This is a genomic window from Lysinibacillus sp. NPDC097868 (genome assembly GCF_044761135.1).
GTDB lineage: Bacteria > Bacillota > Bacilli > Bacillales_A > Planococcaceae > Lysinibacillus.
This window is the reverse complement of sequence record NZ_JBIWBS010000010.1, coordinates 43,723-57,235: the sequence shown is the minus strand read 5'-3', so window position 1 is coordinate 57,235 and position 13,513 is coordinate 43,723. Positions and strand designations below refer to the sequence as shown.

Here is a 13,513-nt window from a genome sequence, read left to right as displayed (position 1 = left end):
CCAGGATCAAACTCTCCATAAAAGAAATTTGATTAGCTCAAATTGTTTTGCTGGCATCAATTTTGATGTCCAAAATTTTGTTTCGTTCACTAACGGAGTTAGCTAATAAAAACTATATTGATTACGTTTTGCTTGTTCAGTTTTCAAGGTTCATTTTGTTACCAGTTATTTTCAGTAACTTTTATATAATAACATTTTCGATTTTCTTTGTCAACAACTTTTTGAAATATTTTATTCCCTTAAGAAGTGACAACTTTTAAATCTTACCACTATGTAATGTTGATGTCAACACTTTTTTGTGATGTTATTAATAGTTTGCAATACTTAATGTTGCGTCGTCTTAGCGACAAGTAATAATTTAACACGATTCTATAAACTCTGCAAGTGTTTTTCTACAAAAATATCATTTTATAAAAAAACCGTCATTAGTAAGCTATTAATAGCTTATTCTAGCTTCAAAGTTTTTGCATTTATTGTTCCTCTAAAACATTATTTTTACTATACCTCTGTTTTTGTAATTTCACAATAAAATAAAGAGACCCTTTTTATAAAGGATCTCCTTATTAAGATATTATTTTGTAGTGTGGCGCATTGTTGGGAATAATAATACGTCACGAATTGACGGCGAGTTTGTAAGAAGCATAATTAAACGGTCGATACCTATACCTAAACCACCTGTTGGCGGCATACCGAATTCTAAAGCTTCAATAAAGTCATTATCCATTTCGTGTGCTTCGTCATTACCAGCTTCTTTTTCAGCTAATTGTGCCTCAAAGCGTTCGCGTTGATCGATTGGGTCATTTAGTTCTGTAAAGGCATTTGCATGCTCACGACGCACAATAAACAATTCAAAACGATCTGTAAAACGCTCGTCCTCTGGATTTTTCTTCGCTAAAGGAGAGATTTCTACTGGGTGACCGAAGACAAACGTTGGTTGCACAAGAGTTTCTTCTACTTTTTGCTCGAAGAATTCGTTAATAATATGGCCGACTTCGTGCGCAGCCTTTACTTCTACTCCGTGCTCTTGAGCAAGTGCCTGAGCTTGTTCTTTCGTCATCGGTTGCCAGAAATCTACACCTGTAGCTTCTTTAACAGCATCTACCATGTGAACACGTCTCCAACCAACTGCTAGGTTGATCTCATCTTCTCCGTATTGAACTAACGTTGTGCCAAGTACTTCTTGTGCTACATGTGCAATTAAGTTTTCTGTCAATGACATAATATCTTTGTAGTCCGCATAAGCTTCGTACAGCTCAATCATTGTGAACTCTGGATTGTGACGAGTTGAGATACCTTCGTTACGGAATACACGCCCAATTTCATAGACTTTTTCTAGTCCACCAACGATTAAACGTTTTAAGTGCAGCTCGATAGCGATACGCATATATAGTTCCATATCAAGTGCGTTGTGGTGAGTAATGAATGGACGAGCCGCTGCACCACCAGCAATAGTATGAAGCATCGGTGTTTCCACCTCTAAATAACCTGCGTTATCTAAATAGTTGCGAATAGCACGGATAATTTTAGATCGTGTAATAAATGTATTTTTGCTATCTTCGTTTGTCATTAAATCTAAATAACGTTGACGGTAACGTTGTTCTACATCTTGTAAGCCATGGAATTTTTCAGGCATAGGACGTAGCGCCTTTGTTAAGAATGTAAATCCTTCAGCTTTTACTGAAAGTTCTCCCACTTGCGTACGGAATACGTTACCACGTACACCAACGATATCGCCTAGGTCAGCTTGTTTAAATAAGTCATAAGCTTCTTCACCAACATGGTCCTGACGAACGTAGATTTGAATTTGGCCACCTAAATCTTGAATATGTGCAAATCCAGCTTTCCCTTTACCGCGTTTTGTCATAATACGACCTGCGATAATAACTTCTTGTAAGTTTTCTTCTAGCTGTTCTTTTGTTTGATCTGCGAATTGTTCACGCACTTCTGTAGATAAATGTGTACGTTCAAATCGACTACCAAATGGATCTTGTCCGTTCTCTTGAATAGCAGTCATCTTTTGACGTCTCACCAAAAGCTGATCATTTAACTCTTCTATGTTTGACACTTGTTTCACTCCTTATTAAATTGTCCGCGTTTACGTCCATAATATTTCTATTGTACACAATTTTAAAGCTGTATTCATCTGTTTCGGTTTAATTTCCAAAAGAGTTAAAATTATTAATAATTCTAAAAATTAAAGTGAGCATAAAAAATTTTATTCCTTATACACTAGTTTGTTCTATATCTTCTTTCCATAAATCACATAAAAAAGAGGCATCTCAAAATAAAATTGAGACGCCTCTTTTCACTTTATACGATTAATTCTTTCTGCTCTGGCACAAAAACACCAGAATCAAGCTCTTCATATTCTTGCACAATCCCATTTAGTATAGCACGTAACTCTACTGCTGTTTCGGTTTGGTTAATGGCACTACGAGCTTTACCATTACCGCGAATACCTTTTAAATACCATGATGCGTGTTTCCGCATTTCACGCACAGCCACACTCTCGCCTTTTAGTTGCAGTAGACGTTCAAAGTGCAGTAAACATACATCCATTTTTTCATGAACCCCAGGCTCGTCTTTTAACTCACCTGTTTCAAGATATTGAACGGTACGATAAATCATCCATGGATTACCTAATGCCGCACGTCCTATCATAACCGCATCCACACCCGTTGTATCAAGCATACGTTTTGCATCTTGCGGTGTTTCAACGTCGCCATTGCCAAGCACAGGAATATTTACATTTTCCTTTACTTGACGAATAATATCCCAATTTGCTTTACCTTCATACATTTGCACACGAGTACGACCATGAACCGCTACCGCCGAAGCGCCAGCACGTTCTACAGCCTGTGCATTTTCTACAGCAAAGACATGTTCATCGTCCCAGCCAATACGCATTTTTACGCTGACTGGCTTTTTCACAGCATCTACAACTGCTGCTACCATTTCGTATATTTTGTTTGGATCTAAAAGTAAACGAGCGCCTGCTTCACACTTAATAATTTTATTAACCGGACAGCCCATATTAATATCAATAATATCAGCAGTTGTGTTTTCGTCTACATACTTCGCCGCTTCTACTAACGTCGTTTTATCTCCACCAAAAATTTGTAATGAAAGGGGGTTTTCTCGTTCATCGATATAAAGCATACCTAACGTTTTTTCGTTTTTATTAACAATCCCTTTATCACTAATCATTTCGGCATATACAAGCCCTGCTCCAAATTCTTTTACTGTTAATCGGAAAGCAGAGTTACAAATCCCAGCCATTGGTGCTAAGACGACACGGTTGTCCATGACAATATCGCCAATTTGAAACGGCTTCTCAGTTGTCTGACTCAACGTCGATTTCCTCCTTCTACGGGCTTTACCCTACATTCCTAAAGATCTATTGTTAATGCTTAGGCAGTTATTGTTAAGTTAACCACAAATAATAAGATATCATCACATATGCTCGTTACTTCATAGACGGCATAAATCTCGTATCCGATGATTCCTTCCATAGCATTATGCCTTCCTCTTGGCAATTTAACTGTTTCAGCGTTTCATGCGCTCGTTGTAATTGCTCTCCTACCGGTGTAGGCGTAATTTCTATGAGTGGCACTAACACGAAAGCTCGTTCATACATTCTTGGATGTGGCACAAGCAAACTCTCTGTTTCAATATTTTCGTGATTGTAGACCAAAATGTCAAGGTCAATGATTCGGGGTCCCCATCGAAACTCTCGAACACGACCTAGCTCGTTCTCTACTGACTGACAAACCTTTAGCAATTCCGAAGAAGAGTAGCTCGTTCTAATATAAACCGCAATATTTAAAAAATCCGCTTGGTCAGTGTAACCTACAGCCGCTGTTTCATATATAGAAGATATACGAACAACCTCTACCCCTTCCTTTTCTATTAAAAGCTCGATGGCATGCTGTAGATTTTCATAGCGCTCACCAATATTTGTTCCAATTGATAGATACACATCATTCATTAGAAATCACCTCTAATAAGCTCAACTGAAACTTCTTTATAATAACCATGTATCGGAGGATCTGGTTTGATGAGTTCAACTCGAACACCTTTCACCTTGTCAGGGTAAGCAGAGAGTATACTGTTTGCAATTTTCGATACAAGTGCTTCTATTAACTTAAGCGGTTCACCCTCAACAATGTCACGACATAGCTCATACACTTCCGCATAATTTACAGTGTGCTTTAAATCATCTGTTTCTCCCGCCTCGGTCATATCAACCGCAAGTGAAACATTGGCACGAAAGCGCTGACCAAGTGTTGTTTCTGCCGCTAAAACACCGTGGTAACCATAAAACTGCATATCCTTCAAATGAATATAGTCCATTATGCTTCCTCCTCGTATATACGTTTGCCGACTAACACATCTGTCATCTGCGAAGCACGTGCCATTTCTTTCACATCATGCACACGAATCATATGGCAGCCTTTTTCAATACCGTAAACAACGGTTGCACTTGTACCTTCTATTCGTTCTTCTACAGGAAGCTGCAATACATTGCCGATCATCGATTTACGTGAGGTTGCTAATAACACCGGGTACCCCATGTCCACTAAATCAGCAAGATGCTGCATCATAGCAATGTTATGGGATGTTGTTTTAGCAAACCCAATACCTGGATCCAAAATAATATGCGTGTCGGGCACACCCGCCTTTTTCGCAATCGCAATACTTTCTTCAAGATCAGCCTTTGCTGTTTTCCAAAAATCAGTTCCGTAGTCCATATCTTCACGATTATGCATTAAAATTATAGGTACATTTAGTTCTGCAGCAACCTGGGCAATTGCAGGTTCTGATTTTGCACCCCAAATATCGTTAATAATATGCGCACCCGCTTCAATTGCTGCACGTGCTACGTTCGCTTTATACGTATCAACTGAAATAATTGCAGGCACTTCTGCTATTAGCGCCTGAATTACTGGTACAATGCGAGCAATTTCACCTTCATCAGAAATACGCTCATAGCCAGGGCGTGTCGATTCTCCGCCTACATCAATAATTTTTGCACCATCAGCGACCATTTTTTTAGCTTGTTCTACTGCCGCCTCGACGTTATTGTATTTTCCTCCGTCTGAAAATGAATCTGGCGTGACATTTAAAATCCCCATTACGAATGTTTCGCTTGTATAATCTAATGTAATCCCGTTAATCGTTAACGGTGTTATATATTTTTCTAGCATTTTGACGCTCCTTCTATTCTTGTTCCACTTCTTTGACAAACGCTTCATGTAAACGCAAATAAATAGGCCCCTTATTGCCTAACAACTGTATATCTTCTATTCTACAAATGGGTACAAGCTCTTGCACAGAGTTTGTAATAAAACATTCGCAACCTTGTTCCACATCATTTTTAGTAAAAAGACCTTCTTGTACTTCAATTCCTAGTGATTGTGCGCGCTCAATTACCCACGCTCGCGTTATCCCTGGTAAAATACCAGCTTCTAAAGAAGGCGTATATAGTATATCATTTTTCACCCAGAAAATATTTGATGTAACACCTTCAGCAACATAACCTTCTTCTGTTAAAAAGAAACCTTCCTGCTCGGCTAATGAAGGCATTTCAAATCTTCCTAAAACGTTATTGCCATAATGATGTGACTTTACACGATACGCTCCTTCAGGCGTATTCCGTCTTGTCTCTAACCATTGTGCTGTTTTTTCTTTCCCCCGAGGTGCATCAAGTAATTCCTTACGAAAGACAATAACATTTGGTTGCGTATACTCCCTCGGCTGTAAACCAATACCATGCTCACCAGCAGATACATTTACACGAAAATAACCATCTGTTCCATCTGCCGCTGCATTTAGTTGTTCAAAAACAGCAAGCAAATTCTGCTTTGTATATGGCAAGTGAATATGGAATTGCGTTAGTGCCGCTTGTAATCTTTCCATATGCGCATCCCAAAACAGCACTTTTCCGTTGTAAGTACGAAATGTCTCAAAAAAACCTAACCCATATAAAAAGCCGTGGTCAAATGGTGAGATTCGTAATTCATCCACCGCTACGTATTTTCCATTAATCCAGCACTGCATTTTGCTTCGCTCCTTGTACGTACAATTCGATAAAATGACGCAGCAGCTTTTTCCCCTGTTCCGTCATAATAGATTCCGGATGGTATTGCACACCTTCAATTGGATAGTCTTTATGACGAATACCCATAATTTCTCCTTCTTCAGTCCATGCAGTTACGTCAAAGCATTCTGGTAATGACTCTTTCTCCACAATAAGGGAATGATAACGTGTTGCTTTAAATGGATTTGGCATACCTGCATGTAATCCTATTTCCGCATGTAAAACGGGAGACGTTTTACCATGCATTAAACGCTCCGCACGAATAACATTCCCACCAAATACTTGAGCAATTGCTTGATGTCCGAGACAAACACCTAAAATAGGAATATTTCCCGCGAAATATCGAATGATGTTTAAACTTTCACCAGCTTCGTTCGGACTACAAGGTCCTGGTGAAATAACAATCATATCTGGCGCAAGTTTTTCAATATCTTCAACTGTTAACGAATCATTTCTTTTCACTATTAACTCATGTCCAAACTCTCCAAAATACTGCACAAGATTATATGTAAAAGAATCATAGTTATCAATCATTAAAATCATTTTGCTCGCTCCTCTGCCATCGCCTTAGCCTGCCACATCGCTTTTGCTTTATTTAGAGACTCTTGGTATTCTCTTTCTGGAACAGAATCTATAACAATACCTGCACCAGCTTGTATATGAGCCATTCCGTCTTTTACAAATGCTGTTCGAATAACAATATTTAATTCCATATCCCCTGTATAGCCTAGCCAGCCAATTGAGCCTGTGTATAATCCTCGACGTACTGGCTCTAGTTCTTCAATAATTTCCATCGTACGAATTTTAGGTGCCCCCGTAATAGTACCGCCTGGGAACATCGCTCGTACAACATCTGCATTTGTCTTGCCTTCAGCTATTTCACCACGTACATTTGACACAATATGCATTACATGTGAATAGCGTTCAATCACCATAAACTCGTCTACTTCAACAGTACCGTATGCTGAAACTCTCCCTAAATCATTACGCTCTAAATCTACAAGCATTACATGCTCAGCTCGCTCTTTCTCGTTATCAATTAATTCTTTCGCCAATGCAATGTCTTCCTCTTCCGACTTTCCTCTCGGACGCGTACCTGCTATTGGTCGTGTTGATAACTCATTGCCATGGCGCTTTACTAGCAACTCAGGAGATCCCGACACAACAGCAAACTCAGGCGCTTCAATATATGCCATATATGGCGACGGATTAAACGCACGTAGTGCCTCATAAACATCCATCGCAGTAGCATTTAACTTTTTAGATTGACGCACCGATAAATTCACCTGAAACACGTCACCCTGCGCTATATACGTTTGGATTTTTCTCACTGCAGTTTCGAAATCTGTTCCTGCGAATGACACAAGTAATTCACTTTCATCATTCACCACTTCAACAGCACTTGTCTTTTCAAATTTTCGTAAATGTAAACCTTCCTGTGCCGCTACTTGCCATGCATGCGCGCGCTCCTCTAAATTCACATCGCTATCTGCTAACTTCATAAGCGTCACTGCATTTGTCGTGACATCATGTACCGCCCAACAGTCAAATAGATAGAAATAAATATCTGGCACCATTAAATCATCTGTTCCCACTATAGGCAGCTCTTCAATCTTTCGAGCGTAATCGTATGACACAAAGCCAATTGCGCCCCCCTGAAAAACTGGTAGCTTAGGGTCATAAGTAAATTGATAGGTAGCTACTAATTGTTCTAGTAAATCAAGCGGCTCGCCTGTTAACATTTCACTGTTCCCATTTCTCCACTTGACTAGCAGACCACCTTCAATTGATTGGGCTGTTGCTAAAGGTTGCCAAGCAGCAATCGAATAATGTCCCCCACGTCCACTCTCTAAAAAAACATGGGCTTGTTCATGTTCAGTTTGCTTCTTATAGCTATAAAAAAACGCGTCTGCGTCCATCTTCATCGATTTGGTTGATAATGTATTCACGTCGCTATTCCCCTTTAAATCATATGATGTGATTCCATCTTAACTAGAAAAATGAAAAGATGCGAATTTTTTTTGCTAACAAAAAATAACTATAAACACCCCACTTACTACAACAGATTTGCAAGCACAATACCAATACTGTTTAGTAACAATCGCACCTTTTCTTTCACAAAATCGCAAAAATAAAAAGACGCCTATAATAGGTGTCTCTTTAGAGTGTAGACAAACCATTGATTTCTGTTTCATGCGCTCCCTTTCTGCAGGCACGGCTCCAACTAATTTTTTGTGGCGCCTGCCACAAAAAATGATTTTCCGTTCATGCTGTTCCCGCAGAAGTGTCACACATCCCACAAAACGCAGCGCGCTATAAATTCCGAGGTGAATATAGACCTACATCTTCTTTCCAAAGTTGTTTGCGCAAAAGGAATGTCATAGTAGCGCATCTCAGAACGCTCAAAACGTAAGGCGCAAAAAACATTGCACACGTTAGAATCCTTAACGGAAATCAAGATAAGTCGTCACCGCTGTTCCAAAAAAAGTAGGCAAACTCAATAAATTGAGTTTGCCTACTTTTTGCGAGACTCATAGGAGAGTCTTTTTTATATTCAAATTAGTCTTCAAATTGATATAAAGGTGTAGATAGGTAACGCTCACCGTTTGAAGGTACAATTGCAAGAACATTTGAGCCTTTACCTAAACGTTTCGCAGTTTCGATAGCTGCATAAATCGCCGCTCCTGAAGAAATACCGCATAGAATACCCTCTTCACGCGCAACTTTACGAGCTACATCAAACGCAATTTCATTTTCCACAGGGAATACTGATGAATAAACATCTGTATCTAATACTGCAGGTACAAATCCAGCACCAATACCTTGGATTTTATGTGGACCTGGTTGGCCTCCTGAAAGTACAGGCGAGTCTTTTGGCTCAACAGCAATAATTTCGATTTCTGGATATTTCTCTTTTAATACGCTACCAGCACCTGTAATCGTACCACCTGTACCAACGCCCGCAATAAATGCATCTAATTTTAAGCCATCAAATGCTTCTACGATTTCTGGACCTGTAGTTAAACGGTGTACAACCGCGTTAGCTGGGTTTGTGAATTGTTGTGGTAAAAAGTATCCGTGTTCTGCAGATAATTCTTCTGCCTTTGCGATAGCACCCTTCATGCCTGCTGGCCCAGGTGTTAACACTAAATCGGCACCGTATGCACGCAATAGGTTACGGCGCTCTAAACTCATTGTTTCTGGCATTACTAAGATTGCTTTATATCCTTTAGCTGCAGCGATCATTGCTAATCCAATCCCTGTATTACCTGAAGTAGGTTCAATAATAGTGCCACCTGGTTTTAACGTACCATCTTGTTCAGCAGCTTCGATCATTGCTAAAGCTAAACGGTCTTTTACAGAGCTTCCTGGGTTAAAATATTCTAATTTAACATAAACAGTACCTTCGTTCTCACCTGTTGCATGATTTAATTTCACGATTGGTGTTTTACCAACTAATTCAGCTACCGAGTTTGCTAATCTACTCATTTATTAATCCACTCCTAATCCCTACTATTTTTATAGGTTTTACTTATTTTGTATTTTATCAATTTTTTAGTTGAATTGTCAATCAATAAAACTTATATTTTCAGAATATTTATTAGAAGCCAGAAAGTACGCTACTCCCTGGCTTCCTTTTATCATTTCTTTTCCTCACCATAATACCAAGTTGCCTTAAACTCCGACCAAAATGCTTCTGGTGTTATAGATTGTTGCAATTGCTCCAATGCAAGCTCTCGTTCGATATGTTCTTTCACATCGTCATATGTAAAGGATTGACCTTCTATTACTTCTTGAACTTGCACAATTCCGTAATGTCCGTTATCTAGCTTAAATGCCTTACTAACCTCATTTGCTGATAAAGCTTTCGCTGCTTTTAAAATAGTTGGATCAATATTGCCCTGCTTTTCAGTTAGGAAACCGATATCTCCACCTAAGCTAGCTGATGCGCTATCAATTGAAATCTCACGTGCAAGCACGGAAAAATCAGAGCCACTTTTCAGTTCACTTAACGCTTCTTCAGCTGCCTTCTTTGAATCCACCTCAATGAAATTCGTACGATAGCTTGTTTCAGTATTGTATAACGCTTTATTTTCTTCATAGTATTTTTTAATACTATCTTCTTTAATAACTACATCTTTTGTCAGTACTTTATCTAAAATAAGGCCTGAGCGAATTTTCTGTTTTAGCTGCTCAGCTGATAAATTTTGCAATGCCGTATCGAATTTGTCTTGAGCTGAACGCATTAACGCAAGCTCTAAATCAATCTCTTTTTCAGACACCTTTATTTTATATTTATCGGCTGCCTTTTCCATCACTGATTCATTAACTAAATTTTGAAGTGTCTCTTTACCATAGCGTTCTTCCATAGCGATCATCCACTCTTGGCGTGTTATCACATCACCATCAACGGCAGCGACTTGTTCGTCGCTACCGATTTCCTGACCGTTATTTGGAATTAACCAAGCAATGAACCATAAAAGATTTCCTAATAATAATATGGTAAAAATTATTAAAGCCGGCTTTGTTTTTAAACGGCGTTGCAATAAAGGCGTTTGGTTTGATGTTGAAGATGGTTGTGGTCGACGATTACGCGTTGAGCTCATCAATAAACCCTTCTAATTCTTCTTTTGAGAAATGGTACGTTTCTAAGCAGAAGTGACATTGAGCTTCTGCCTCACCATCTTCATCAATCATTTCTTGAATTTCCTGTGAACCTAAGCCTAAAATCGCTGCTCCAAATCGCTCTTTTGAACATTGGCATTTAAATTCAACCGGCATTGAATCTAAAATTTGGACTTTCCCTTCTCCTAATACAGCCTCTAAAATTTGCTCTGGCGTATAGCCTTTTTCAATCATTTTTGATACAGGCTCAATCGTTGCTAAATGCTGCTCGATTGCATCAATCGTTTCTTCTTCACAGCCTGGCATAAGCTGAAGAATAAAGCCACCTGCTGCAAGAATTGAATTATCCGGATTTACCAATACGCCAAGTCCTACAGATGAAGGCACCTGCTCAGATGTAGCAAAATAATAAGTAAAATCTTCTGCAATTTCTCCAGATACAATTGGTGTTTGTCCAGAGAACATATCACGTAAGCCGAGATCTTTTACAATCGTTAACGCACCTTCTGTACCAACACCAGCTCGTACATCTAATTTGCCTTGTTCGTTTAAATCAAAATGCACGTGAGGGTTTGTCACAAAACCACGCACTTCACCACGTGCGTTACTGTCAATCACCATAGGACCGATTGGACCATTGCCCTCGACTTTAATTGTGATTTTTTCTTCACCTTTTAACATAGCTCCCATCATTACACCAGCCGTCATTGAACGACCAAGAGCCGCAGACACAACAGGCCATGTATTATGACGACGTTGTGCTTCCCCTACTGTTGCAGTTGTACATGCTGCAAAAACACGCACCTGCCCATTGAATCCTAATCCGCGAACTAAATAATCTTTCATAAATGAAAAGTCCCTCTTTTCTTATTGGTTACGTTTATATAATTTATATAAACCTTTTAATGTTAAAAATGGATCAACTACATCTATAGCTTGCGTCTCTCCAGCAATTAAATTTGCTAATCCACCTGTTGCAATAACAAGCGGCTCTTCCTTACTTTGTGCTTTCATGCGATTAACAATGCCCTCAACTTGCCCAACAAAACCATAAAAAATGCCCGCCTGCATCGCAGAAACGGTAGTTTTTCCAACAATATGTGTAGGACGCAGTATTTCAATACGCGGTAACCTAGCTGCCTGCGTATAAAGTGCCTCAGTTGAAATGGAAATTCCCGGTGCAATAGCGCCACCCATGTAATCGCCTTTTTCATTCAAATAACAATATGTTGTCGCTGTACCAAAATCCACAATAATTAACGGCGCTTTATAAGCATCTAGTGCTGCTATAGCGTTTACAATACGATCCGAACCAACCTCGCGAGGATTTTCATATTTAATATTTAATCCTGTTTTTACACCTGGTCCAACTACTAGTGGTTTTTTACGAAAATACTTTTGACACATCGATTCTAATGAAAACATAATTGGTGGTACAACCGAGGATATAATAATGCCAGTAATTTGTTCAAATGAAATGCCTGCATGATTAAAAAAAGCAAGTACTTGCATCGCATATTCGTCTTCTGTTTTACGAAGATCTGTTACCATTCGCCAATGGAAAGCGAGCTGATCATTGGTATCATAGACTCCCAATACTATATTTGAATTTCCTGCATCCAAAACTAAAATCATGGACGATGCCTCCATATCAAATTCACCTTAATGCCATGTGCTAATTTGCATTTAACATTAGTGCAAATCCACTTCCATGACTAGTCGCTCCTACTTTATTTTAAGAAGGCGCTTCAATAAACGCCAAATAAAGTTTGAACACTTTAGAAAATGATACCACACTTTTAAGACAATGAAACAGCATTCCTACTTACGATAAAAGGAGCTACTCTACATTTTAGAAGGTAGCTCCTTAAACATTATTTAAAATTAAATTTTTCAGGATCAGGACCACAACGTAGGCCGTCGTTCATTGCATCTAACTGTGCCATTTCCTCATCTGCTAAAGCAAAATCAAAAACATGTAAGTTCTCTGTCATCCGTGCTGGTGTCATTGTTTTTGGAATTGTTACAACATCATGCTGAACATCATATCGCAAAACAATTTGCGCTGGTGTTTTACTATATTTACTTGCTAACTGTTGAATCAACTCTTCCTCTAACAATGAACCATTCATTAAAGGTGACCACGCTTCTACTTGAATACCGTGTTCTTTACAGTAGTGACGCACTTCTTCTTGCGTTAAATGTGGGTGGAATTCAATTTGATTGATGACCGGAATAACCGTAGTTTCTTTTAATAAAAGTTCTAAATGATGCACATGGAAATTACTTACACCTATCGAACGAACACGGCCGTCCTGATAAATTTTTTCAAGTGCTTTATATGCCTCAATATAGTTCGTATCTAAGCCTGGCCAATGAATTAAATATAAATCTAAATAATCTAAACCTAATTTTTCCAAACTACTATCATATGCGGCAAGTGTCTCTTCATAAGAAAGTCCATCGTTCCAAACTTTAGAAGTTACAAAAAGTTCATCGCGCGAAACTAGTCCTTCATCAATGGCTGCGCGAATTCCTCGCCCAACACTTTCCTCATTACGGTACACTTGCGCAGTATCTATACTACGGTAACCTTTTGCGATAGCAGTTTTAACAGCCTCAGCCAAATCATCTCCATCTGGCACACGGAAGACACCATAGCCTACTAAAGGCATTTCTAGACCATTGTTCAATGTTACATTTCCCAAGTTCATCACTCCAATCCATTATGCAGTTGCATAATATACTATTTATATCCTAATGCTTCATACTAAAAAAAGGCAAAGA

The 13,513-nt window shown here is 38.9% G+C and carries 13 protein-coding genes; all 13 read right to left on the bottom strand.

Annotated features, from left to right (window positions below; all coding sequences use genetic code 11):
• Positions 1–571: 571 nt before the first annotated feature.
• Positions 572–2,074, bottom strand: coding sequence for a lysine--tRNA ligase (lysS, locus tag ACIQXJ_RS23850; protein WP_403058542.1), 1,503 nt, complete (start codon positions 2,072–2,074; stop codon positions 572–574).
• 236 nt (positions 2,075–2,310) lie between these two features.
• A complete protein-coding gene (gene dusB / locus ACIQXJ_RS23845; protein WP_403058539.1) occupies positions 2,311–3,351 on the bottom strand; it encodes a tRNA dihydrouridine synthase DusB in 1,041 nt (346 codons plus the stop codon).
• A 115-nt stretch (positions 3,352–3,466) separates the two neighbouring features.
• Positions 3,467–3,988 (bottom strand): 2-amino-4-hydroxy-6-hydroxymethyldihydropteridine diphosphokinase, encoded by a 522-nt coding sequence (gene folK / locus ACIQXJ_RS23840; RefSeq protein WP_403058536.1) that lies wholly within the window; start codon positions 3,986–3,988, stop codon positions 3,467–3,469.
• Positions 3,988–4,353 (bottom strand): dihydroneopterin aldolase, encoded by a 366-nt coding sequence (gene folB / locus ACIQXJ_RS23835; protein ID WP_403058533.1) that lies wholly within the window; start codon positions 4,351–4,353, stop codon positions 3,988–3,990. Before folB ends, folK begins: the two co-directional genes overlap by 1 nt.
• Positions 4,353–5,207 carry a dihydropteroate synthase gene (gene folP / locus ACIQXJ_RS23830; RefSeq protein ID WP_403058530.1) on the bottom strand — a complete coding sequence of 285 codons (855 nt, stop codon included), beginning with the start codon at positions 5,205–5,207 and terminating at the stop codon, positions 4,353–4,355. The genes folB and folP overlap by 1 nt, the downstream gene beginning before the upstream one ends.
• A 13-nt stretch (positions 5,208–5,220) precedes the next feature.
• Positions 5,221–6,060, bottom strand: a complete 840-nt coding sequence (pabC, locus tag ACIQXJ_RS23825) for an aminodeoxychorismate lyase (RefSeq protein ID WP_403058527.1) — start codon at positions 6,058–6,060, stop codon at positions 5,221–5,223.
• Positions 6,044–6,643, bottom strand: coding sequence for an aminodeoxychorismate/anthranilate synthase component II (pabA, locus tag ACIQXJ_RS23820; RefSeq protein WP_403058524.1), 600 nt, complete (start codon positions 6,641–6,643; stop codon positions 6,044–6,046). Before pabA ends, pabC begins: the two co-directional genes overlap by 17 nt.
• Positions 6,640–8,019 carry an anthranilate synthase component I family protein gene (locus ACIQXJ_RS23815; RefSeq protein WP_403058544.1) on the bottom strand — a complete coding sequence of 460 codons (1,380 nt, stop codon included), beginning with the start codon at positions 8,017–8,019 and terminating at the stop codon, positions 6,640–6,642. The genes pabA and ACIQXJ_RS23815 overlap by 4 nt, the downstream gene beginning before the upstream one ends.
• A gap of 640 nt (positions 8,020–8,659) precedes the next feature.
• The gene (gene cysK, locus ACIQXJ_RS23810; RefSeq protein WP_337980132.1) at positions 8,660–9,589 is read right to left on the bottom strand and encodes a cysteine synthase A; all 930 of its coding nucleotides are present in this window, start codon (positions 9,587–9,589) and stop codon (positions 8,660–8,662) included.
• Between the two features lie 152 nt (positions 9,590–9,741).
• Complete coding sequence (locus ACIQXJ_RS23805; protein ID WP_403058521.1) at positions 9,742–10,707, bottom strand: peptidyl-prolyl cis-trans isomerase; 966 nt, start codon at positions 10,705–10,707, stop codon at positions 9,742–9,744.
• The gene (gene hslO / locus ACIQXJ_RS23800; protein WP_401014818.1) at positions 10,691–11,572 is read right to left on the bottom strand and encodes an Hsp33 family molecular chaperone HslO; all 882 of its coding nucleotides are present in this window, start codon (positions 11,570–11,572) and stop codon (positions 10,691–10,693) included. Before hslO ends, ACIQXJ_RS23805 begins: the two co-directional genes overlap by 17 nt.
• A 21-nt stretch (positions 11,573–11,593) precedes the next feature.
• Positions 11,594–12,361 (bottom strand): type III pantothenate kinase, encoded by a 768-nt coding sequence (locus tag ACIQXJ_RS23795; protein WP_340821428.1) that lies wholly within the window; start codon positions 12,359–12,361, stop codon positions 11,594–11,596.
• Positions 12,362–12,600: 239 nt separating this feature from the next.
• Complete coding sequence (locus ACIQXJ_RS23790) at positions 12,601–13,440, bottom strand: aldo/keto reductase (RefSeq protein ID WP_403058517.1); 840 nt, start codon at positions 13,438–13,440, stop codon at positions 12,601–12,603.
• Positions 13,441–13,513: the final 73 nt, after the last annotated feature.

Bases quoted from the DNA above. Each gene is read 5' to 3' on its own strand.
- ACIQXJ_RS23805 (WP_403058521.1), bottom strand. From the start codon at position 10,707: ATGAGCTCAACGCGTAATCGTCGACCACAACCATCTTCAACATCAAAC.
- cysK (WP_337980132.1), bottom strand. From the start codon at position 9,589: ATGAGTAGATTAGCAAACTCGGTAGCTGAATTAGTTGGTAAAACACCA.
- folP (WP_403058530.1), bottom strand. From the start codon at position 5,207: ATGCTAGAAAAATATATAACACCGTTAACGATTAACGGGATTACATTA.
- pabA (WP_403058524.1), bottom strand. From the start codon at position 6,643: ATGATTTTAATGATTGATAACTATGATTCTTTTACATATAATCTTGTG.
- hslO (WP_401014818.1), bottom strand. From the start codon at position 11,572: ATGAAAGATTATTTAGTTCGCGGATTAGGATTCAATGGGCAGGTGCGT.
- ACIQXJ_RS23815 (WP_403058544.1), bottom strand. From the start codon at position 8,019: ATGGACGCAGACGCGTTTTTTTATAGCTATAAGAAGCAAACTGAACAT.
- pabC (WP_403058527.1), bottom strand. From the start codon at position 6,060: ATGCAGTGCTGGATTAATGGAAAATACGTAGCGGTGGATGAATTACGA.
- ACIQXJ_RS23795 (WP_340821428.1), bottom strand. From the start codon at position 12,361: ATGATTTTAGTTTTGGATGCAGGAAATTCAAATATAGTATTGGGAGTC.
- folK (WP_403058536.1), bottom strand. From the start codon at position 3,988: ATGAATGATGTGTATCTATCAATTGGAACAAATATTGGTGAGCGCTAT.
- ACIQXJ_RS23790 (WP_403058517.1), bottom strand. From the start codon at position 13,440: ATGAACTTGGGAAATGTAACATTGAACAATGGTCTAGAAATGCCTTTA.
- folB (WP_403058533.1), bottom strand. From the start codon at position 4,353: ATGGACTATATTCATTTGAAGGATATGCAGTTTTATGGTTACCACGGT.